General features: G+C 65.1%; 19 protein-coding genes. 17 read left to right on the top strand and 2 right to left on the bottom strand.

Annotated features, from left to right (window positions below; translation table 11 throughout):
• The first annotated feature begins 29 nt into the window (after window positions 1-29).
• The 4 genes from C7455_RS16215 to C7455_RS16200 are packed head-to-tail and all read left to right on the top strand — an operon-like array spanning window position 30 to window position 5,503.
• Entirely contained in the window at window positions 30-380 is a 351-nt protein-coding gene (locus tag C7455_RS16215; RefSeq protein ID WP_211315505.1) for a hypothetical protein, read from the top strand.
• Window positions 380-1,525 carry an efflux RND transporter periplasmic adaptor subunit gene (locus C7455_RS16210; protein ID WP_109669993.1) on the top strand — a complete coding sequence of 382 codons (1,146 nt, stop codon included), beginning with the start codon at window positions 380-382 and terminating at the stop codon, window positions 1,523-1,525. Before C7455_RS16215 ends, C7455_RS16210 begins: the two co-directional genes overlap by 1 nt.
• The gene (locus C7455_RS16205; protein ID WP_109669991.1) at window positions 1,522-4,653 is read left to right on the top strand and encodes an efflux RND transporter permease subunit; all 3,132 of its coding nucleotides are present in this window, start codon (window positions 1,522-1,524) and stop codon (window positions 4,651-4,653) included. The genes C7455_RS16210 and C7455_RS16205 overlap by 4 nt, the downstream gene beginning before the upstream one ends.
• 28 nt (window positions 4,654-4,681) lie before the next feature.
• Window positions 4,682-5,503, top strand: a complete 822-nt coding sequence (locus C7455_RS16200) for an SDR family NAD(P)-dependent oxidoreductase (RefSeq protein WP_109670133.1) — start codon at window positions 4,682-4,684, stop codon at window positions 5,501-5,503.
• Window positions 5,504-5,510: 7 nt separating this feature from the next.
• Here the strand turns inward: C7455_RS16200 and C7455_RS16195 are convergent, their stop codons facing one another.
• On the bottom strand, window positions 5,511-6,170 hold the full coding sequence (locus tag C7455_RS16195; protein WP_170119110.1) for a GntR family transcriptional regulator: 660 nt from the start codon (window positions 6,168-6,170) through the stop codon (window positions 5,511-5,513).
• A gap of 216 nt (window positions 6,171-6,386) precedes the next feature.
• Between C7455_RS16195 and C7455_RS16190 the strand changes: the two genes are divergently transcribed.
• The 13 genes from C7455_RS16190 (at window position 6,387) to C7455_RS16130 (ending at window position 18,898) form a co-directional block, all read left to right on the top strand.
• Window positions 6,387-7,328, top strand: coding sequence for a fumarylacetoacetate hydrolase family protein (locus C7455_RS16190; protein ID WP_109669987.1), 942 nt, complete (start codon window positions 6,387-6,389; stop codon window positions 7,326-7,328).
• A gap of 105 nt (window positions 7,329-7,433) precedes the next feature.
• Window positions 7,434-8,465 carry an ABC transporter substrate-binding protein gene (locus tag C7455_RS16185; protein ID WP_109669985.1) on the top strand — a complete coding sequence of 344 codons (1,032 nt, stop codon included), beginning with the start codon at window positions 7,434-7,436 and terminating at the stop codon, window positions 8,463-8,465.
• Complete coding sequence (locus C7455_RS16180; protein ID WP_109670131.1) at window positions 8,462-9,268, top strand: ABC transporter ATP-binding protein; 807 nt, start codon at window positions 8,462-8,464, stop codon at window positions 9,266-9,268. The genes C7455_RS16185 and C7455_RS16180 overlap by 4 nt, the downstream gene beginning before the upstream one ends.
• Window positions 9,265-10,125 (top strand): ABC transporter permease, encoded by an 861-nt coding sequence (locus C7455_RS16175; protein WP_109669983.1) that lies wholly within the window; start codon window positions 9,265-9,267, stop codon window positions 10,123-10,125. The genes C7455_RS16180 and C7455_RS16175 overlap by 4 nt, the downstream gene beginning before the upstream one ends.
• 67 nt (window positions 10,126-10,192) lie before the next feature.
• Window positions 10,193-10,873 (top strand): fumarylacetoacetate hydrolase family protein, encoded by a 681-nt coding sequence (locus tag C7455_RS16170; RefSeq protein WP_109669981.1) that lies wholly within the window; start codon window positions 10,193-10,195, stop codon window positions 10,871-10,873.
• 259 nt (window positions 10,874-11,132) lie between these two features.
• Entirely contained in the window at window positions 11,133-12,176 is a 1,044-nt protein-coding gene (locus C7455_RS16165) for a substrate-binding domain-containing protein (RefSeq protein WP_109669979.1), read from the top strand.
• A gap of 91 nt (window positions 12,177-12,267) precedes the next feature.
• Complete coding sequence (pstC, locus tag C7455_RS16160) at window positions 12,268-13,644, top strand: phosphate ABC transporter permease subunit PstC (protein WP_109669977.1); 1,377 nt, start codon at window positions 12,268-12,270, stop codon at window positions 13,642-13,644.
• Window positions 13,645-13,656: 12 nt separating this feature from the next.
• Window positions 13,657-14,952, top strand: a complete 1,296-nt coding sequence (gene pstA / locus C7455_RS16155; protein WP_109669975.1) for a phosphate ABC transporter permease PstA — start codon at window positions 13,657-13,659, stop codon at window positions 14,950-14,952.
• A gap of 20 nt (window positions 14,953-14,972) precedes the next feature.
• The gene (gene pstB / locus C7455_RS16150) at window positions 14,973-15,770 is read left to right on the top strand and encodes a phosphate ABC transporter ATP-binding protein PstB (RefSeq protein WP_109670129.1); all 798 of its coding nucleotides are present in this window, start codon (window positions 14,973-14,975) and stop codon (window positions 15,768-15,770) included.
• 22 nt (window positions 15,771-15,792) lie between these two features.
• Complete coding sequence (gene phoU / locus C7455_RS16145; RefSeq protein ID WP_109669973.1) at window positions 15,793-16,509, top strand: phosphate signaling complex protein PhoU; 717 nt, start codon at window positions 15,793-15,795, stop codon at window positions 16,507-16,509.
• Window positions 16,510-16,523: 14 nt separating this feature from the next.
• Complete coding sequence (phoB, locus tag C7455_RS16140) at window positions 16,524-17,210, top strand: phosphate regulon transcriptional regulator PhoB (protein ID WP_109669971.1); 687 nt, start codon at window positions 16,524-16,526, stop codon at window positions 17,208-17,210.
• 151 nt (window positions 17,211-17,361) lie between these two features.
• Window positions 17,362-17,919 (top strand): winged helix-turn-helix domain-containing protein, encoded by a 558-nt coding sequence (locus C7455_RS16135; protein WP_170119109.1) that lies wholly within the window; start codon window positions 17,362-17,364, stop codon window positions 17,917-17,919.
• A 52-nt stretch (window positions 17,920-17,971) separates the two neighbouring features.
• Window positions 17,972-18,898 carry an aminotransferase class IV gene (locus tag C7455_RS16130; RefSeq protein WP_109669967.1) on the top strand — a complete coding sequence of 309 codons (927 nt, stop codon included), beginning with the start codon at window positions 17,972-17,974 and terminating at the stop codon, window positions 18,896-18,898.
• 70 nt (window positions 18,899-18,968) lie between these two features.
• On the opposite strand, the gene C7455_RS16125 is transcribed toward C7455_RS16130, so the two are convergent.
• Entirely contained in the window at window positions 18,969-21,212 is a 2,244-nt protein-coding gene (locus C7455_RS16125; protein ID WP_109669965.1) for a molybdopterin-dependent oxidoreductase, read from the bottom strand.
• Window positions 21,213-21,260: the final 48 nt, after the last annotated feature.

The following is a 21,260-nucleotide window of genomic DNA, read 5'->3' as shown; positions in this document are numbered from 1 at the left end:
GTGCCATGCCGCGTCGAAACCACGAGGACATGTCCATGCCAGCGGGCAGTTTCCATGTATCGATCACCGGGCTGCGGCTGCGTCACCCGGGGCTTGCGCCGATCTTCTGGTGGCACGCCGTCAGGTCGATGGCGCAGGCCAGAGCGGCCGAAGGAAACCTTTCGGCACAGGCGCGCATCATCGCCGGGGTGCACCACACGGTCTCGGTCTGGCACGACCGCGACGCGATGCTGGCCTACCTGCGTTCCGGGGCGCATCTGCGGGCCATGCGGCTGTTTCGGCGCATCGCAACCGGTTGGGTGGCGGGCTATGCGGCCGATCAGGCCCCGGACTGGAACAATGTGCCCACGATATTGCAGGCCAAGGGGCGGGCCGTCTGATGGCGCGGGGCGTGTCCGGGCTGCGCAAGCTGGGGCAGGGGCTGGCGACGCTTGCCGTTGTGGCCGTGTCGGTCGGGGCTGTGGCGGGTGGCGCAGGTCTGATCGCGGGATCAGCCGCCCCGGTCTCGCATGTTGCCCCCGCGCCCGTGCCTGTCGCCGCGATGGCGGTCGAGATGTCGGCTGGCTACACCGTCACCCGCCGCTTCACTGGCCAGATCGAAGCCGCGGCGCGGACCGATCTTGGGTTCGAGCCGGGCGGTCGCGTGAGGCAGGTTTTGGTAGAAGAGGGCGATCTGGTCGCCGAAGGGCAGGTTCTGGCGCTGCTCGACACCAGCATCCTGATCCCCGAACGCGCGGCGCTGGAGGCGGACCTTGCCGCGCTGGCCGCCGATGCGGAACTGGCCCGCCTGACGCTTGCGCGGAGCGATGCCCTGACCGAACGCGGCGTCCGGTCGGTCGCGGCGCAAGATGATGCGCGACTTGCCCTTCAGCGGGCCGAGGCGGGCATGGCCGCGATCCGGGCGCGTATCGCGGGCGTGGATGTGCGGCTCGACCAGTCGGTCCTGACCGCGCCCTTCGCCGCCCGCGTGGGCGCGCGGCTGGCCGATCCTGGCCAGACGGTGGCCCCCGGCGAGAGGGTGCTGGTGCTGTTTGATGCCGCGCCCGCGCGGGCGCGGATCGGGTTGCCGCCCGATCTGGCGGCGGGTCTTTCCGTGGGCGATGCGGTCATGGTTGATCTGGGCGGAAGCGTTCAGGCCGCCACCATCCGCCAGATCCGCCCGGATCTGGACCCCGCCACCCGTAGCCGGGCGGTCGTGCTGACCTTGCCGTCAAGACCCGAAGCCGTGCTGGGCAACACGGTCGCCCTCATCCTCGAACAAAGGGTAGAAGAACCGGGGTTCTGGGCGCCGCTTTCGGGCCTGCGCGAAGGCGTGCGGGGCAGCTGGTCGGTGATGGCGCTGGAGCAGACGCCGCAGGGCGACCGCACGGTGCCCGCAGCCGTCGAGGTGATCCATACCGAGGGCGCGCGCGTCTACCTGCGCGGTCAGTTGCCCCCCGGCGCGCGCATCGTGGCCGAATCGCCCGATCGCGTGGCCTCGGGCCAACTGGTTCTGGCCGCGCTGGCTGTGGGTGCGGCGCGATGACCGGCCTCGATACCGTGTTCTTTCGCCAGCCGCGTCTGGTTATGCTGGCGCTTCTGGTCATCTTGTCGGCCGGTGTCTCGGCTTTGGTGTCGATCGGGCGGCAGGAAGATCCGACCATCACCAATATCTTCGCCACGATCACCACCGTCTTTCCCGGCGCCGATCCCGCCCGCGTCGAGGCGCTGGTGACCGCCAAGATCGAGACGGAACTGCGCACCATCCCCGAGATCGACACGGTCGAGTCCACCTCCTCGACCGGCATTTCGGTCATTTCGGTCGAACTGATCGAGACGATTGACCCCGACACCATCGAACAGATCTGGGCGCAGGTCCGCGATGCGGTGGCCGATGCCCAAAGCGAGTTTCCGCCCGGTGTGCTGCCCCCCGAATTCGACAGCGACGGGGCAGGGGGCTATGCCGCGATCTTCGCTCTGGCGATGCCCGATGGCTTCAGCCTGACCCGCGCCGCCCGCGAGGCCGAGGCGCTGGCCGACCGGTTGCGCCGGGTGCCCGGCACCAGCCTTGTCGATCTGCACGGGGCTCCCGACGAAGAGGTTCTGGTGACGCTCGACCCAGACGCGGCCGCAGCCCTTGGCCTGACCGCCGATGAGGCCTCGGCCGCCATCGGCGCGGCCGATGCCAAGGTGCAGGCGGGCCGGCTGCGGGGCGACGAGACCGATCTGGTGCTGGATCTGACCGGCGAGATCACCTCGCTCGACCGCCTGCGCGCCGTCGTGCTGCGCGAGGATGCGGCGGGCCGCGTGACGCTATTGGGCGATGTCGCCCAGATCACGCGCGGCCCGCGCCTGCCGCTGGCCGAGGCGGCGCTGCATCAGGGCCGACCCGCGATCCTGATTTCCGCCAAGCTGAGCGAGGGGTTGCAGGTCGATCGCTGGATGGCCGACATCCGCGCAGCGGTGGCGGATCAGTCCGAGGCGCTGCCCTGGGGCCTGTCTGTCGAGACGGTCTTTGACCAGAGCCGCTACACGTCCGACCGGTTGGCTGAGGTGGGATTGAACATGGCCATCGGCGTCGCGCTGGTGGTGGCGGTTTTGTTCGTCACGCTCGGCGCGCGGTCGGCGCTGATCGTGGCGATGGTTCTGCCGGTGGTCACGCTGGCCTCGGTCGCCACGCTCAACGTGCTGGCCGTGCCGATCCACCAGATGAGCGTGACCGGCCTGATCGTGGCGCTGGGCCTGCTGGTCGATGCGGCCATCGTGATGACCGACGAGGTCGGCAAGCGGCTGCGCGCGGGGCTGACGCGGCTGGAGGCCGTGGCGGGGTCGGTGCGACGGCTGACCATGCCGCTGGTGGCCTCGACCATCACCACGATCCTGTCTTTCCTGCCACTGCTGCTGTTGCCGGGCCCGGCGGGGGATTTTGTGGGCTCCATCGCCATCTCGGTCATCGTCATGCTGGCGTGGTCGCTGATTGTCGCGGTCACGATCACGCCTGCGCTGGCCGGTCGCTGGCTCCGCCCGGGTGATGGCACACCGCCCCGCGAGGGCGTCTTGTTGCGCGGCTTCCGCGCCGTGCTTGACCTGTCCATGCGCAATCCCGTGCGGACGGTGGCGCTGGCGCTGGTGATGCCCTTGATCGGCTTCCTGGCGCTGCCCGGCCTGACGCCGCAATTCTTTCCCGGGGTCGACCGCGACCAGTTCCATATCGAGCTTGACCTGCCCCAAGGCACCGGCCTGTCCGAGACGCTGCGCGTGGTGCGCGTCGTCGATGCGCGGCTGGCGGTCGAAGGCGACATCCTCGACGTGGCCTGGGTGGTGGGGCGATCCGCCCCCGCCTTCTACTACAACATGATTGGCGACCGCGATCAGGCCCCGGCTTTCGCGCAGGCGTTGATCCGCACCGCATCGCCCGCCGCGACGGAAGCCTTGCTGGGCACGCTTCAGGCCGATCTGCCGGCTGCCTATCCACAAGCGCGGTTCGTCATCCGGGGTCTGACCCAAGGCCCGCCCGTCAATGCGCCGGTGGAATTGCGGCTGGTGGGCCAGGACATCGACGCGCTGCGGCTGGCGGGCGACGATCTGCGGGCGCGGTTGGCCGAAGTGTCGACCGTGGCCATGGTGCGCACAGGCGTCGCGGGCGGAACGCCCAAGCTGACGCTTCAGGTCGACGAGGCCCGCGCGCGGCTTCTGGGTCTCGACCTTGGCCAGATCGCCCGCCAGATGGAGGCCGGGCTTGAGGGCGTCACCGGCGGTTCGCTGCTGGAAGGGACCGAGGAATTGCCGGTGCGTGTCAGGCTGGGTGCCGGCCTGCGCGGCGACCCGGTGGCCATCGGCGACATGCCGATCCTGCCGCCCGGCGCCGCACAGGTAGCGGCTGCGGGCGGCTATCCCGCCGTGCCGCTATCCACGCTGGGCAGCTTGCGGTTGGAACCTTCGGAAAGCACGATCACGCGTCGCAATGGCGAACGGGTCAACACAGTTCAGGCCTTCCTCATGCCCGGCGTCCTGCCCGCCGTCGCGCTGGCCGAGGCGATGGCGCTGCTGGACGCCGAGGGCTACAGCCCGCCCGCAGGCATCAGGTTGGAAACCGGCGGCGACAGCGATGCGCGCAACAGCACTGTGCAGGCCCTGATCGCGCCACTCGGCCTGCTCATAACCCTGTCGATCGCGGTCGTGGTCATGACCTTCAATTCCTTCCGCCTGACGGGGATCGCCTTTGCCGTCGCGGGCCTTTCGGCGGGGATGTCGATGCTGGCTCTGGCGGTCTTTGACTATCCGTTCGGGATCAACGCGATCATCGGCGTGATCGGCTCCATCGGGGTGTCGATCAACGCGGCGCTCATCGTGCTGTCCGGCCTTCAGGCGGACGCGCGCGCGGCAAAGGGCGACCGCGCGGCGATGGTCGATGTGGTGGCGGGATCGGCCCGGCACATCACCTCGACAACCATCACTACGGTTGGCGGCTTCCTGCCCCTGATCCTTGGCGGCGGCGGGTTCTGGCCGCCCTTTGCGATGGCGGTGGCGGGTGGCGTGGCGCTGTCGGTCACGCTGGCCTTTGCCTTCACCCCGCAGATGTTCGCGCTGACGCTGTCGCGACCACGGCCGGCGAGCGTTCGCGCTGACGCATCAGATATCGACGCGATGCCGTCCCGGTTGGCCGGGGCATGAGATGAAACGCCATGAAAAGGACGACCAGATGAGCATGACCCCCGGCCAGGACAGCGCCCTGAAAGCCCGTTTCGGCCCCGCCGCCCTGATCACCGGGGCCAGCGACGGCATCGGGCGGGCCTTTGCCGGCCGCCTTGCGGAACAGGGGTTCGACCTGATCCTTGTCGCGCGCCGAGAGGCTGCCTTGCAGGATCTGGCGCTGGATCTGGGCGAACGCTTCGGCGTCCGCGTCACGGTGGTGGCGCTGGACCTGTCGCAAGCGGGTGCGGTCAGCGACCTGCTGACGCGCCCCGAAACCGCGCAGATCGGGCTGGTGGTGGCGGCAGCGGGCTATGGGTCGATCGGGACCTTCTTGCAGCAAGACCTCGCGCAAGAAGCGGGGATGGTCGATCTCAACTGCCGGTCGGTTGTGGAACTGGTCCATGGCACGGGGCGTCGGATGGCGGATCGGGGGCGCGGCGGGATCATCGTGTTCAGCTCACTCGTGGGGTTCAGCGGCGCGCCCCTGTCGGCGACATATGCCGCCACCAAGGGGTTCGTGCAGAGTTTCGCCGAAGGGATCGCGCCCGAATTGCGCCAGCGCGGCGTCGATGTCCTGTCGGTCGCGCCCGGTCCGGTCGGGACAGGTTTCGCCGCGCGCGCGGGCATGCAGATGGGTCGGTCGGCCAGCCCGGACACGGTCGCGCGCGCGGCCCTTTCGGCATTGGGGCGACGCGGCACGGTACGGCCGGGCGGATTGGCAAAGCTCTTGGGATGGTCGCTTGCGATGCTGCCACGACAGGGGCGCGTGCGGGTGCTGGGTGCGATCATGAAAGGCATGACCGCGCGCGATGCCGCATCACGGGGCTGATCGCGGGTCAGTCTTTCGGAAACAGGAAGTCACCCGTCGCGAGGTAATGCCGCACCAGCGCATCGACCGCGCCATCGGCATCGCGTCTGAGGGTCAGGGTCTTGATCTCGTCATGTTCGTCCGAGACCCGGCGGCTTGTGTGTGACTTGCGCCGCGCCAGCACGCGATAACGAATGTTGAGGTCGTAAAGCCGCGCGCAGTTTTCCAGCATCAGCCGCGACCCACAGGCCGAAATCAGCGCCTTGTGAAAATTCCGGTGCGCCGTTTCCCATGCCGCGACATCCGCACTGGACGGATCGCCTTCCCGGCGGTCGAGATTGCTCATCCGGAAATGGGTCAGCAGCACCTCTTCCTCCCACGCTGCACCGCCCAGTGCGATGGACCTGCGCAGGGCCTCGCCCTCGATGAAACAGCGGTTGTGCAAGATGTCGGCGAAATCCTCGGGCGATGCGTCCGCCACGAAGAACCCGCGCTTGTCGATGCGCACCACCCAGCCTTCGACCGTCAGCTGGTTCAGCGCCTCGCGGATCGGTGAGGCACCGCAATTGTAGCGCTCGGACAGGAACTTGAGCCCGAGCTTCTGGGACGGCGGCAGTCGCGCCATCAAGATGTCCTGCCGGATTTCATGGTAAACGGATATGCCAAGCGACTGAAGCTTGTCAGACATGAGGGTTTTCCCGGGGGGCGACGCGGTCGGGGCGCCAACGGCTGGCCGCAGGTAAGTCATTCGATCCCTCATGGCAAGCGGGCGGAGCATACCCCTACACGGCATCCGTCGGGCTGGCCCGACACCTTTCATCGAAAATGTATTGCAAGATCCAAGAGAATCGACAATCCTGAAATTGTCGATAAAGTTGCGACCAATCAGAAAAGGGGGGATGGGATGCGTCTGTTCTACGGAAACGACCACGCCGTGTTCGTACTGCGCGGCGACGAGGCGGTGGATGTGACCAGCCTGTTGACCGACCTGCCGCACCTGTCGCGCGAGGATCTGATGGCCGCGCTGATTGCGCAATTCGACGCCTACCGCGCCCAGATCGAGAGCTTCGTCAAGGCGGCGACGGGCGTGCCCCTGTCCTCGGTCAAAATCCAGGCGCCCCTGCCGCGCCCGCGCAACATCGTGTGTATGGCGACCAATTACATGGAAGACGGCACCTTGCCCGAACCGCCGCCGATCAACGCCTTTCACAAGGTGATGGGCGCCATCATCGGCCCGGGCGACACCATGATCTTGCCCGACGCGCCCGCCTCGAACTTCGAATGCGAGGCAGAGGTTGCGGTGGTGATCGGCAAGCGCGCCTCCAACATCTCGGAGGCCGAAGCGATGGATCATATCTTCGGCTACATGAACTTCATGGACGGCTCCGCCCGTGGTCTGCCGCCTGAACGCAACGTGTTCTTCCAAGGCAAATCGCGCGAGACCTTTGCGCCCACGGGCCCCTGGATCGTGACCGCCGACGAGATTGCCGACCCCTATGACATGGCCATCCAGTTGCGGGTGAACGGGGTGCTGAAGCAGGATTTCAACACCAGCGACATGGCTCACAACATCGCGCGCTGCATTTCCTGGGCAAGCTCGATCCATACGCTCGAACCCGGCGACATCTTGGCAACCGGCACGAACCACCGTGGTCTCAGCAGCATCCAGAACGGCGACACGATCGAACTGGAATGCTCTGGGCTTGGTCAGCTGCGCATCACGGTAAAGGACGATCTGCACCGCACATGGCCGCGTGAGACGCGGCTGGAGCGGACGCAGAAGGGGCTGCCCGCGCTGCCCCCGCAAACCAGCGGAAAATACGCAAAGGATGCGGTCGAGGCCTGACGGCCCGCCTGACAAAATCCGCGTATCGACCCGCTTGGCAAGACCCGTATGCGGCGGGACAACGTCGCATGCGGTTTGATCGGACAAAAAGGGAGGACAGACACCATGACGACCTTTGGACAGCTCACCCGCAGGGGTGTTATCGCGGCGACGCTCGGGCTCATGCCCGTGGCGCTGGCCGTTCCGGCAATGGCCCAGGACATGACGACCGTGACCTACGTGTCGCCCAGCCCCTCGGCCATCAACTCGTTCCCGGTATTCGTCGCCATCGGCGAGGGTTATTTCGCCGACGAGGGTATTGCGATCGACGCGCAGGCAGTGAACGGATCCTCCGCGATCCTTCAGGCACTGGCCTCGGGTCAGGCCCAATTCGGCCGGCCGGGTCCCGCCCCCGTGATCGTCGCCAATGCGCGCGGCGTCGAGGTAACGTTCCTGTACAACTCGTTGCCGCGCAGCTCGTTCGGCATCCTTGTGCAAGAAGATGCCCCCTACCAGACGCCCGAGGACCTGCGCGGACAGACCATCGGCGTCGGCACCGCCGATGGCGCCGAAGTGGGCTTTGCGCGTGCGATCCTGAATTCATACGGGATGAGTGAGCCTGCCGATTACACCTTCATCCCTGTGGGCGATGGCGGACCGGCTACCGCAGGCCTGCAGCGCGGAGATATCGTCGCCTATGTCGGCTCACTCGCCGACCGGGCGATCATCACCTATCGCGGCATGCCCATGCGGGACGTCACGCCGGCGCAGTTCGACACGCTGTTCGGCAACGGCTACGCGGCGATGACCTCCTACGTCAACGAGAACCCCGAGATCGTCGAAGGCTTTGGCCGCGCGCTGGTGCGGGCCACGATCTTCACCCGCGACCCGGCCAACCGTGACGTGGTCCTCGATCATCTGGCTGCCGCCAACCCGCAGGAGATCGAGGATCGCGCCTTTGCAAATGCGCTGCTCGATGCCGTGCTGCTCAAGGGTCTGCCGCATGATCCTTCGCTGGGCTGGGGCTACAACACGCCCGAGCATTGGCAGGAATGGCATGACAACCTCGTGGCCAGCGGTGAACTGGACGCACCGATCGCGGATCTTTCGGTGGTCTATACCAACGCCTTCGTCGACGCGTGGAACACCCTGCCGTGAACGTCGCACACCAACAGGAACCGGCCGCGAACACCGCGCGGCCGGTCTATGTCCTGCGGGGGGTGAACAAGTTCTACGCCCGCCGCGGGATTCACGCCCTCGATGACGTCAATCTGACGCTCGTCGAGGGGAGTTTCTCATCGGTGATCGGGGCAAGCGGCTGCGGCAAGTCCACTCTACTCAAGATCATGGCGGGCCTGACCCCGCCCTCGTCGGGCAGCGTCATGCTGGAAGGCAAGCCGGTGCTTGGCACGCGCGAGGACATCGGCATGATGTTCCAGCAGGCCACCTTGTTTCCGTGGCGCAATGTGCTGGAAAACATCGTCCTTCCGATTGAGATCCGGGATGGCAAGCGCGCCGCTAAAGAGGCGCATGGCCGCGCCCGTGAATTGCTGGCGATGGCGGGCCTGACCGGATTCGAACATGTGTTCCCCAATGAACTGTCGGGCGGCATGGCGCAGCGCGCGGCGATCTGCCGGATGCTCGTGTCGCAACCCTCGGTCCTGCTGCTCGATGAACCCTTCAGCGCGCTGGACGAACTGACCCGCGATTTCATGAACATGGAGTTGCAGCGCATCTGCATGGAACGCAATGCAACCGCATTCCTTGTGACGCATTCGATCCAGGAGGCCGTGATCTTGTCGGACGTGGTCTATGTCATGTCGCCCCGTCCCGGCCGCTTCGTCGAGGAGGTGGTGGTCGACCTGCCGCGCCCCCGAACGCTCGAGATGATGACAACGCCCCGGTTCGGGGCGCTGGTGGACCGTATCCGTTCGCAACTGGATGAAGGAGCGCTGGCATGACCATGACCTATGATGGGGCAGACCGCGAAGCCCCGCCGCCCAGCACGGTCTGGGTGGAGAATGTCTCTTGGTTCGACCGGGTGCCGCGCTGGGTGTCGATGACCGCAATCTTCGTGCTGTTTCTGGCGATCTGGCAGGGCACGCATATGACCGGTCTCGTGTCGCCGATCCTGTTGCCCTCGCCGGGCGACACGGCGGAAGAGCTCTATTTCGTGGGCCACAACCTGCTGACCGGCGGCTATATGCTGACGCCACTGTGGATCACGCTCAAGACTGTCATGTGGGCCTTCATCCTCGCCACTGGGATTGGCTTTTCGCTCGGCGTTCTGGTCGGTGAGACGACATTCGGCGAGCGTGCCGTGATGCCCTATCTCGTCGCCATTGACACCATGCCCAAGGTGGCATTCGCGCCGCTCTTCATCGCGTGGCTTGGCTTTGGCATCGAGAGCAAGGTGGCTCTGGCGACCTTTATCGCCACCTTCCCGATCATCGTCGGTACCGCAGCGGGCCTGCATGCGGCCGATGAAAACGCGCGCATGCTGTTCAAAACCATGGGCGCGTCGCGGTGGCAGACGCTCATCAAGATGAAGCTGCCTACAGGGATGCCGCACTTTTTCACCGGTCTCAAGATCGGCTCGGTCGGTGTCATGGCGGGCGCAATCACCGGCGAGTTTCTGGGCGGTGGTCGCGGGTTCGGCGACCTGATCCGCGTGGCCTCCACCAACCTCGATACGGCGCGCGTCTTCTCGCTGATCATCTATCTCAGCTTCATCGGCCTTGCGATTTTCATGTCCGTCGTCTGGACCCAGCGCCGGTTCGTGTTCTGGCACAAGTCCTCGACCCTGACCGAAACGTGATGCTATCGCGTGCGACGGTCCCGCAGACAACCGCAGGACCGTCGCAGCCCATCAAGGACCAAAAATCATGACCGATCTTTTCCCGCCCGCGCCCGTGAGCCGATTCCCCGTCGACGGATCTACCGCGACATTCCCGGTGCGGCGCGTCTATTGCATCGGGCGCAACTATGCCGCCCATGCCATCGAGATGGGGCATGACCCCGACAAGGAACCGCCCTTCTTCTTTCAGAAAAGCCCCGACAACATCATCTTCGGCGACTTTCCCTACCCGCCCGAATCCAGCGACGTGCAGTTCGAGATCGAGCTGGTCGTGGCTTTGTCGAAGGGGGGCCGGAATATCCCGGTGGAGACCGCTCTCGACCATGTCTACGGCTATGCCGTGGGCCTGGACATGACGCGGCGCGACCTGCAGGGCGAGGCGAAGAAACTGGGCCGTCCGTGGGAGATCGGGAAATCCTTCGATCAATCAGCCCCTTGCACGCCTTTGGTGCCCGTCTCGCGCATCGGCCATCCCTCCGAAGGGGCGATCTGGCTCAAGGTGAACGGAGAGATCAAGCAGCAGGGCGATCTGAACCAGATGATCTGGAAGACGGCCGAAATGATCTCGATCCTGTCGCGCTATGACGAGTTGATGCCGGGCGACGTGATCATGACAGGCACGCCCGCGGGCGTTGGTCCGATCCTGCGCGGCGATGTCATGCATGGCCATGTGTCCGGCGTGGGCGATTTGATGGTGACGGTCGTTTAGACCAGCGAACTGCCGGACCATCATTGGCTTCTGGATACCTTGCTGGGGCCCCCTCGCCCCGGTATGCGCGCCCGGTTTTGCCGGGCGCGCAACTTTTTTTGCATATACGTCAATAGTTTGGTTGATTTTCCGTCTTTCATGCAACGTCCGTCGCGCATTGTCATACAGCCGTTACAATTCTGAAACATGACCGTCATCAAAGGCCGATAGCCAGCGGGTCGAGGACGTAAATCGTCCCGTGCAGATATCAGGAGAAGTCATGTCTCACCTCAAGCTTTCCACGGCTGCGATCGCAGTTCTGGCCGCTTCGGCCACCGTCGCCTTCGCGCAGGGCCGTGAAGAAATCCGCGTTGTCGGCTCGTCCACCGTGTTCCCCTACAGCCAGGCCGCTGCCGAGCAGTTCAGCAACAACACCGGCGCCACCTCGCCGATCGTAGAATCGACCGGCACCGGCGGCGGCATGCAGATCTTCTGCGGCGGCGTTGGCGTTGCACACGCTGACCTGACCGGCGCGTCGCGCGCCATGACACAGTCGGAATTCGACCTCTGCGCCTCGAACGGCGTCACTGAGATCACCGAAGCGTTGATCGGCTTTGACGGCCTGTCGTTGGCTATCAGCCGCGCAAGCGAGTTCAGCTGGGATCTGTCCCTCGAGCAGGTCTACCTCGCACTGGCCGCTCAGGTTCCGGTCGACGGCGTTTGGGCAGACAATCCCTACCAGCGCTGGAGCGACATCGACGCGTCCCTGCCCGATATCGAAATCATCGTGCTTGGCCCGCCGCCGACATCCGGAACCCGCGACGCATTTGTCGAACTGGCAATGCATGTCGGCTGTGAAGAGCTTGAGTTTGTCCAGGCAGGCGGCTTCGACGGTGATTGGGTTGAAGAGAACTGCTCGCGCATGCGCACCGATGGCCCGTTCATCGAAGCCGGCGAAAACGACAACCTGATCGTCCAGCGTCTGCAGTCCGATCCGAACGCTCTGGGCATCTTCGGCTATTCCTTCGTGTTCGAAAACCTCGACACGATTCAAGGCGTTGCGCTGAACGGTGTCGCTCCCAGCTTCGACACGATCGCAAGCTTTGACTACGGCGTTGCACGTCCGCTGTTCTTCTACATCAAGAACGCACATGTCGGCGTGATCCCGAACCTGATGGAATTCATCGAAGAGTTCATCTCCGAAGAATCGATCGGCCCGGGCGGCTACCAGTCCGAGCGCGGCATGGTCCCGCTTCCGGATGCTGACCGCGCTGCAGCACAGGCGGCGACGCTGGCACTGACCCCGATGGCACGTCCCGAGTAAATCAGGACCGCCCTGAAACAGCCTGCCCGGTCGATGCGCCGGGCAGGTTTCTTCCGCCAGAATTGACCCGACCATAGCAGGCGTGATCCCGATGACCCTCCTAGCGTTTATGATCCTTGCGGCCCTTGCGGTCTCGGGCTTCCTGCTCAACCGCAGCGCTGCGCTTGCCATTCAGGCGGGCGGCACGCGGACCCATTCCCTCGCGTACTTCCACGGTCTTTACGCGCTGCTGAGCGTGCTGGTGCCCGTCTTCGTGGTGATCTGTGTCTACCTCGTGCTGAAAACACCGGTCATCAACGGCATGGTCATAGGCGGTTTGCCCGATGGGGTTCTGGATGACATGAGTGCGGGCCAAGTGGACTTGGTCCTTGCCACCATCCAGTCGATCACGCGCGGGCAGACCTTCGGCACGCCTCCCGATTGGCAACTGGCCGCCGCCGAGCGCCTGACATCGCTCTATGCCGGCGCCGACCTCTTGATGGTTGTGGTCGTCGCAGCCCTTTCGGCCGTCATCCTTTTCTTCGTGCGCCGCCAAGTCGCAGCCGAGTTTCGCGCCCGGCAAGCGGCAGAGCGGATCGTCCATGGCCTCATGGTGGCCTGCTCCCTCGTAGCGATCCTGACCACGGTCGGTATCGTATTTGCGCTCGTCTACGAGGCCTATCGCTTTTTCGAGATGGTGCCGGTCATGGATTTCCTGTTCGGCACGCGCTGGGAGCCGCAGATCCCGATCCGCGCTGACCAGGTCGCCGCCGTCGGGGCCTTCGGCTGGCTGCCGGTGATCTTGGGCACTGTCGTGATCGGCACTGTGGCGATGCTGATCGCCACGCCCATCGGGCTTCTGACGGCGATCTACCTCAACGAATTTGCCCCCAAGAGCGTTCGCGCAGTGGTCAAGCCCGTGCTCGAAATCCTGTCGGGTGTGCCAACGGTCGTCTATGGCTTCTTCGCCATTCTCGTCGTCGCCCCCGCCTTGCGCGGCACCGGGGCAGATCTGGGTATCGCGGTGTCGTCCAACACGGCGCTTGCCGCCGGCGGTGTCATGGGCATCATGCTGATCCCCTTCATCTCCTCTTTCGCCGATGACGCGTTGACCGCCGTGCCGCGCAGCCTGCGCGACGGGTCGCTCGCGCTGGGGGCGACACGGGGCGAGACAATGCTCAAGGTCCTGTTCCCGGCTGCGATCCCGGGCATCGTTGGCGGCATCTTGCTCGCCGTCAGCCGGGCGATCGGCGAAACGATGATCGTGGTGATGGCCGCGGGCCTGATCGCGCGGATGACCATCAACCCGCTTGACAGTGTGACCACCGTCACGGTGCAGATCGTCACCCTGCTGATCGGCGACACGGCCTTTGACAACCCGAAAACCCTTGCCGCCTTCGCGCTGGGCCTCATGCTGTTCATCCTGACGCTCGGGATCAACATCTTGGCCCTGCGCATCGTGCGCAAGTACCGCGAAATCTACGATTGAGGCGCTGGACCCATGGCTGACATCACCAATTCGGGCACCGGTGGCCCCCGCAAGAGCTCGCTGACCGAAAGCTCGGCCAAGATCGCCAAGCGCAAGCGCGCCGACCTGATCCTGCAGGGCTTCGGCATCGGCGCGATCCTGACCGCTTTCACGGTGCTCTTCATCCTTGTCGCCTCGTTGGTCAGCACCGGCTACACCGCCTTCGTGCAGACCCATGTGACGCTGCAGGTTTTCGTCGATCCCGCCGAAGTGGCCGAGGAGCGTCTGCCGCGCGGCGGGTTTCAGGAAGTGTTGACCGCGTCGCTGCTGTCCAACCTGCCTGACGCTGACCCCGAGAGCGACGCCCGCGCCGTGCGCAACATCTTGTCCAACGGCGCGCAATTCTACCTGCGCGACCGTATCGTGGCCAACCCGTCGCTGATTGGCCAGACCATCAGCATTACGGTTCCCGTATCCGACCCGTTCGACCAGCTCAACAAGGGCAACGTGGACCGCGCCACGCCCGAGGCGCAGCGCCGCGTGAACGATCGGGAAATCGGCTGGTTCGACGCGCTCGACACGGCCGGAATGATCGCGACCCCGCTCAACTGGGGACTGATCACCAACGCGGATTCGCGCTTTCCCGAGCTTGCGGGTCTGCGCGGCGCGCTGGTCGGCACCTTCTGGGCTCTGCTCACCTGTTTCCTGATCTCCTTCCCCATCGGGATCGGTGCGGCGATCTACCTTGAGGAATTCGCCCCCAAGAACAAACTGTCTGACTTCATCGAGGTGAACATCAACAACCTTGCCGCCGTCCCATCGGTCGTGTTCGGTCTGTTGGCGCTTGCGGTGTTCCTCAACTGGTTCGGCCTGCCGCGGTCCGCGCCTTTCGTCGGCGGCCTGACGCTGGCGCTGATGACGATGCCGACGATCATCATTGCCACCCGCGCAGCATTGAAGGCCGTACCGCCGTCGATCCGCGAGGCCGCATTGGGTGTCGGCGCATCCAAACAGCAGGTGGTATTCGGCCATGTCCTACCGCTGGCGATGCCCGGCATCCTGACCGGGACGATCATCGGGCTGGCGCAGGCCCTGGGCGAAACCGCGCCGCTGCTTCTGATCGGGATGAACGCCTTCATCACCTCGGCGGCATCCTCGCCCTTTGACGCGTCCACCGCACTGCCCACCCAGATCTTCATTTGGGCCGACAGCCCCGAACGCGGCTTCGTCAGCCGGACCTCGGCGGCCATTCTGGTGTTGCTTGGCTTCCTTGTGTTGATGAACGGAATGGCCATCTACCTCAGAAACAAATTCGAGCGCCGGTGGTGACCGCCGTGGAGGATAGCAACATGAACGATATGCGACTGACGGAGCGTGGCGTGGAAACGAAACAGATCAAGATGAAGGCCCGTGGGGTCGAGGTGTTTTACGGTGACACGCATGCCATCAAATCGGTGGATGTGGATATCGAGGACCATACCGTCACGGCTTTCATCGGCCCGTCGGGCTGCGGCAAGTCGACGTTCCTGCGCTGCCTGAACCGGATGAACGACACCATCGACATCTGCCGTGTGACGGGTGACATCCATCTCGATGGCGAAGATATCTACGACCCGCGCATCGACCCGGTGCAGTTGCGGGCCAAAGTGGGCATGGTGTTCCAGAAACCCAACCCTTTCCCCAAGTCGATCTATGACAATGTCGCCTATGGCCCCAAGATCCACGGGCTGGCCCGCACCAAGGCCGAACTGGACGAGATCGTCGAAAAATCGCTGCGGCGCGCGGCGATCTGGAACGAGGTAAAGGACCGTCTCGATGCGCCGGGCACCGGTCTGTCGGGTGGTCAGCAGCAGCGCCTGTGCATCGCGCGCGCGGTGGCCACCGGCCCCGAGGTTTTGCTGATGGATGAGCCTTGTTCGGCGCTTGACCCCATCGCAACCGCGCAGGTCGAGGAGCTGATCGACGAATTGCGGCAAAGCTATTCGGTCGTCATCGTGACCCACTCGATGCAGCAGGCCGCGCGCGTCAGTCAGAAGACCGCCTTCTTCCACCTCGGCACGCTGGTGGAATTCGGCGAAACGTCCAAGATCTTCACCAACCCCGAAGATCCCCGGACCGAAAGCTACATCACCGGCCGGATCGGCTGAGGCACAAGGGCAGGCAGGTACCATGGCGCATTCCGAACATATCGTCGCAAGTTTCGACCGCGACCTCGAAGGTATACAGGCGCAGATCATGCGCATGGGTGGGCTGGTCGAGGATGCCATCGCCAAGGCCACGCAAGCGCTTGAATTGCGCGACGTCGAACTGGCACGCGAGGTTCGGGCGAACGACGCGGCCATCGACGCGCTCGAGGAACAGGTCAATGACGAGGCGGCGCGCATCATCGCGCAGCGCCAGCCCATCGCAAGCGACCTGCGCACGGTGCTGACGGTCTTCCGTGTCTCCACCAATCTGGAACGCATCGGGGATTACGCCAAGAACATCGCCAAGCGGACCGAAACGATCATCGACCAGCCGCCCGTCAACGGCACCGGCGCCTCGCTGCGGCGGATGGCTCGGCAGGTGGAACTGATGCTCAAGGATGCGCTCGACGCCTATATCCAGCGCGATGCGGCGCTGGCGGCCGACGTGCGCGCCCGCGATATCGACGTGGACCAGATGTATTCGGCGCTCTTCCGCGAATACCTGACCTTCATGATGGAAGATCCGCGCAACATCACGACCTGCATGCACCTGCATTTCATGGCCAAGAACATCGAGCGTATGGGCGACCATGTCACCTCCATCGCCGAGCAGGTGATCTACCTTGTGACCGGCGACATGCCCGACGAGGACCGCCCCAAGCAAGACCGCACGCCGCATGACGCGGGCGTGACGAAGTAACAAGGAACAGGCCGATGGCTGGCGAACCGCTGGTGCTCGTGGTCGAGGATGAACCCGCGCAGCGCGAGGTTCTGGCCTACAACATCCAGGCCGAAGGGTTTCAGGTGATGACCGCCGAAGCGGGCGACATCGCGCTCGACATGGTGCGCGAGACGCCGCCCGATGTGATCGTGCTGGACTGGATGTTGCCCCATGTCTCTGGGATCGAGGTCTGCCGTCAGCTCAAGATGGGCGCTGAAACCGCGCGCATCCCGATCATCATGTTGTCGGCACGCTCGGAAGAGGTCGACAAGATCCGCGGGTTGGAAACCGGTGCGGATGACTACATCACCAAGCCCTATTCCGTGGCCGAACTGCTTGCGCGCCTGCGCACCCAGTTGCGGCGCGTCCGCCCCGCCACCGTGGGCGAGCGGCTGGAATATGACGACATCCTTGTCGATCTGGCCGAACACCGGGTCTACCGCAACAAGGAACAGCTCAGCCTTGGACCGACCGAGTTCCGCCTGCTGACGGCCTTCATGGAGCGCCCCGGCCGCGTCTGGAGCCGCGAGCAGCTGCTCGACCGGGTCTGGGGGCGTGACATCTATGTCGACAGCCGTACGGTGGACGTGCATGTGGGCCGCTTGCGCAAGGCGCTGAAAGCCGGGGATCATGGCGACCCGATCCGCACTGTTCGCGGCGCCGGCTACGCGCTGGGCTGATCGGGCAGGCGTGGACCCGTGCAATCGCGATATCGTGCATCTAGCAGAGCCCCTCGTCGGCGTCGCCGATGCGGGGAGCGTCGGGGTAGGGACGTTCCTGACCGGGCTGGGAGACAGGCTGGCCAACCTTGCGCGCTGTAACACGCATAGGATGCTGCTGGACGCCGTGGCGCGCGGACGTCCGGACTACGTGATCCTCGGCGCGGCGGCGGAAGACGCCGACCTTGCCGCCCTTCGCGCCGCGATGCACACGGCAACACTGGGTATCGTCCTGATCGGACCGCAAGGTGCCACACCCGCCCCTGGCCCGCAGTTCGGGATCGAGACCTTTGACCCGGCCGATGGTCCTGACGCCTTTACCCTTCGCCTGCGCGCCTTGATGCGGCGCTGCCGTCCCGTCGCCTTGGCCAGCCGGTGCAGGGCGGGCGGCCTGACGCTGGACGAGGCGGCGATGACGGTGAGCGTAGCAGGGTCTTCGGCCACCCTGTCGCTCGAGGATTTCCGCCTGCTCGGGCCGCTGTTCGACATGCCGGGGCGGGTGTGGCCGCGCGAGGAACTGTTGCGCCTCGCCTATGGCTCACAGACCCAGAACGGGCTGCGCACCATCGATGTCAAGCTCAACCGCACCCGCCGCAGGATGCGCGCGGCTCTTGGCCATGACCCGATCCGAAGCGTGCGCGGCGAAGGCTACATGCTCGCCCCGGATTGACCCACCGCGCGCCTCGCGTCATCCCTGACAGGACAGTCCACGGAGACGCAAGATGCAGACCGACCATTCCACCACCCATGACGCGCTGGAAGACCCGCGCAACGCCGACATCGTGATCTACGTCAACGGCGCGCTGAAACCCCGCCCCGAGGCGACGGTCTCGGTCTATGACAGCGGGTTCTTGCTGGGTGATGGCATGTGGGAGGGGATGCGTCTTTACGACGGCGTCTGGGCCTTTTTCGAAGAGCACATGGATCGCTTTTTTGACAGCTGCAAGGCGGTGAGCCTTGATGTGGGCATGGACCGCACGGGCATCATGGACGCGCTGGAGATGACGCGCAAAGCCAACGGGATGCACACGGATGTGCATTGCCGCCTGATGCTGACGCGCGGGGTCAAGGTGCGGCCCTTCCAGCACCCATCGCTGTCACGGTCAGGGCCGACGCTGGTCATCATCATGGAACATTCGAAGCCCGTGGACCGACTGCATTCGGCGGGCATCCGGCTGGCCACGGTCCCGCAGGTGCGGGGCCTGCCGATGAGCCAGGATGCGAAATACAACTCCCATTCCAAGCTGAACTGCGTTCTGGCCTGCCTTCAGGCGGAACAGGCGGGCGCGGATGAAGCGTTGATGCTGGACCCGCATGGCTTCGTGAACACGACCAATGCGTGCAATTTCTTCATCGTGCGCAAGGGCGAGGTTTGGACCTCGACGGGCGATTACTGCATGAATGGGGTGACGCGGCAAAAGGTCATCGACCTGTGCCGCAAGGATGGCATCCAGATCTTCGAGAAGAACTATTCGCTCTTTGAAGTTGCCGGTGCGGAAGAAGCGTTTTTGACCGGCACGTTCGGGGCGCAGACGCCTGTGGCCTCGATCGACGGCAAGCCGGTGGGCGATGGGTCGCGGCCGGTGACGGCGCGCATCCGGGAGCTCTACAAAAGGGCGGTGGCAGAGTATGTGGCGGAGCGGCGGTAACCTTTTCCGGGAGGAAAATGTGCCGGAAATCTCGAGATGTGCGGCAGGTAGAACTGCGGTTTTGCGGCTGTCAAAGCCGCTCCACTTCCACCAAGGCCGAATGTGCGCTTGTGCCCTGACCCAGCCGTGATGTGCCGACGTCCCGCGTGAGCACGTTGGGGTTGCCATTGGCATCCATGTTGCCGCCCGGCGCGCCAAACCATGCGCCGGTAGGAAGCGCCACAACGCCTTGCACGATGTCGGAGGTCACCCGCGCCCTTGCCCGAACCGCGCCGCGCGCGTTAAACGCCCGCACCAGATCCCCCGTGGCAACGCCCCGCGCGGCAGCGTCCGTTTCATGTATAAGAATAGTCTCGGGCCGCGCCCCCTCGATATCGGCCAAGGCCGCTTCGAGTTGGGAGTGCAGCTTGTCGCCCGGTTGCGGCGAGACGAGATGCAGGGGCGCATCGGTGCTTGCCGTGCCAGGCCATTCTTTCGGGGGAAGCCAGACCGGATGGCCGGGGCAATCGTCGTAGCCGAAACTGTCGATGGTGGCGGAAAAGATCTCGATCCGGCCAGAGGGGGTTTTGAGGGCCGCGCCATCGGGGTCCGCGCGGAAGGCGCGGAGGATCGGCTTGGGTTGTTCCTCCGCCGCAATGTCGAGCTTGATCCAGTTGCGCGCGCGCAGGGCGTCGAGGGTCGGAACCTCGACACCTGCCGCGGTCGCGCGGGCTTGGAAGCCGTCGTAGAGATGGCCGATCCATTGCGCAGGGTCGCGCCCCTCGGTGAAAGTCACGCCAAGGCCAAGGCGTTCGGCAAGTCCTGCGAAGATGGCATAATCGTCGCGCGCCTCACCCACGGGCGGGATCAGCGCAGGCATGTGGAACAGGTAGTCGTCGAGCGGGCTGCGCCCGATATCCTCACGCTCGTAAGGCGTGGTGGCGGGAAAGACGATGTCGGCGCGCTGTGCGGTGGCGGTCCACCACGGCTCGTTCACGATGATCGTTTCGGGCCGGGTCCAGGCCTCGTGCAGGCGGTTCAGATCCTGGTGATGATGGAACGGATTGCCGCCCGCCCAATAGACCAGCCGGATGTCGGGGTAGGCCCGGCGCTGGCCGTTGAAATCGTAAGGCTGGCCGGGGTGCAGCAGCATGTCGGCCACGCGTGCGACCGGGATCACGTCGGGCACGGCGTTGGTGCCTTGGGGCAGGGTCAGACCGCCCAAGGGCCTGAAATCCTTGCCGATGCCGCCGATGGCGCCGTAGCCATAGCCCACACCGCCACCGGGCAGGCCGATCTGCCCCAGCATCGCGGCAAGCACGGCCGACATCCAATAGGGCTGTTCGCCGTGTTCTTGGCGCTGCAGCGACCATGCGACCGTGATCAGCGTGCGCGTGCTGGCCATGCGGCGGGCAAGATCGTGGATCGTAGCGGGCGCGACACCCGTCAGCGGCGCGGCCCAGTCCGGGCTTTTCGGCGTGCCGTCCGTCTCGCCCATCAGATAGGCGCGGAACCTGTCATAGCCCACCGTGTAGCGGTCGAGAAAGGCGTGGTCGGCCAGCCCCTCGGTCTCCAGCACATGCGCCAAGGCCAGCATCAGCGCGGTGTCGGAGCCGGGGCGGCAGGGCAGCCAGTCGCAGCCCTCGGGCGCGTCCGTGCGCTGGGGCCCGATGTTGACGCGGGTCATTCCCGTCTCGGTGAAGCGGTCGAACCAGCCCGCCGTCTGATGCTCGGTGATGCCGCCCATCGAGACCTGGCTGTTCTTGGGATTGATGCCGCCGAACATGACCAGCGTTTCGGTATGCCGCGCGATGGTGGCGAAACTGTCCTGCGCCTCGTAGGTGAGGGTGAGGAAATTCTCCCCGAAGACATGGGGCATGATGGATTGCGCGCAGCCGGTGGAATAGCTGCCGAAGCTGGCCACATAGCCGCCGATGCAGTTGAGGAAGCGGTGGATCTGGCCTTGGGCATGGTGGAACCGCCCGGCCGAGGCCCAGCCGTAGGACCCGCCGTAGATCGCGCCATTGCCATGGGTCTTGCGGATGCGGTCGATTTCCTGCGCGGCGATGTCCAGCGCCTCGTCCCAGGGCGGCGTCACGTAATCGCCGTCGCCACGACCCGTCCTGTCCCGCGTGGTAAGCCAGGCGCGGCGGATGGAGGGGCGGGCGACGCGGCTGGAATGATGCACGGCGGCAGGCAGGATCGCGGGGATCGACGGCGGATGCGGGTCAGGTCCGAATGGGTGCGCCTCGATGATGCGACAGCCCTCCGTCACCACCTCGAAGGCCCCCCAATGGCTTGAGGTCACGCGCCTTTGCCGGGTCTCGCCGTCCATGATCCGTCTCCGCTCTGTCACCTGCGGCGCTTATAGCCCAGCCTTGTG

This window comes from Roseicyclus mahoneyensis (assembly GCF_003148775.1).
Taxonomy (GTDB): domain Bacteria; phylum Pseudomonadota; class Alphaproteobacteria; order Rhodobacterales; family Rhodobacteraceae; genus Roseicyclus; species Roseicyclus mahoneyensis.
This window is presented reverse-complemented; position numbering and strand designations above follow the sequence as displayed.

Coding starts and splice junctions, on each gene's coding strand:
- C7455_RS16135 (WP_170119109.1), top strand. CDS start 17,362: ATGCTGCTGGACGCCGTGGCGCGCGGACGTCCGGACTACGTGATCCTC.
- C7455_RS16205 (WP_109669991.1), top strand. CDS start 1,522: ATGACCGGCCTCGATACCGTGTTCTTTCGCCAGCCGCGTCTGGTTATG.
- C7455_RS16125 (WP_109669965.1), bottom strand. CDS start 21,212: ATGGACGGCGAGACCCGGCAAAGGCGCGTGACCTCAAGCCATTGGGGG.
- C7455_RS16165 (WP_109669979.1), top strand. CDS start 11,133: ATGTCTCACCTCAAGCTTTCCACGGCTGCGATCGCAGTTCTGGCCGCT.
- pstB (WP_109670129.1), top strand. CDS start 14,973: ATGAACGATATGCGACTGACGGAGCGTGGCGTGGAAACGAAACAGATC.
- pstA (WP_109669975.1), top strand. CDS start 13,657: ATGGCTGACATCACCAATTCGGGCACCGGTGGCCCCCGCAAGAGCTCG.
- phoB (WP_109669971.1), top strand. CDS start 16,524: ATGGCTGGCGAACCGCTGGTGCTCGTGGTCGAGGATGAACCCGCGCAG.
- C7455_RS16130 (WP_109669967.1), top strand. CDS start 17,972: ATGCAGACCGACCATTCCACCACCCATGACGCGCTGGAAGACCCGCGC.
- C7455_RS16185 (WP_109669985.1), top strand. CDS start 7,434: ATGACGACCTTTGGACAGCTCACCCGCAGGGGTGTTATCGCGGCGACG.
- phoU (WP_109669973.1), top strand. CDS start 15,793: ATGGCGCATTCCGAACATATCGTCGCAAGTTTCGACCGCGACCTCGAA.
- C7455_RS16170 (WP_109669981.1), top strand. CDS start 10,193: ATGACCGATCTTTTCCCGCCCGCGCCCGTGAGCCGATTCCCCGTCGAC.
- C7455_RS16200 (WP_109670133.1), top strand. CDS start 4,682: ATGAGCATGACCCCCGGCCAGGACAGCGCCCTGAAAGCCCGTTTCGGC.
- C7455_RS16175 (WP_109669983.1), top strand. CDS start 9,265: ATGACCATGACCTATGATGGGGCAGACCGCGAAGCCCCGCCGCCCAGC.
- pstC (WP_109669977.1), top strand. CDS start 12,268: ATGACCCTCCTAGCGTTTATGATCCTTGCGGCCCTTGCGGTCTCGGGC.
- C7455_RS16195 (WP_170119110.1), bottom strand. CDS start 6,170: ATGTCTGACAAGCTTCAGTCGCTTGGCATATCCGTTTACCATGAAATC.
- C7455_RS16190 (WP_109669987.1), top strand. CDS start 6,387: ATGCGTCTGTTCTACGGAAACGACCACGCCGTGTTCGTACTGCGCGGC.
- C7455_RS16215 (WP_211315505.1), top strand. CDS start 30: ATGTCCATGCCAGCGGGCAGTTTCCATGTATCGATCACCGGGCTGCGG.
- C7455_RS16210 (WP_109669993.1), top strand. CDS start 380: ATGGCGCGGGGCGTGTCCGGGCTGCGCAAGCTGGGGCAGGGGCTGGCG.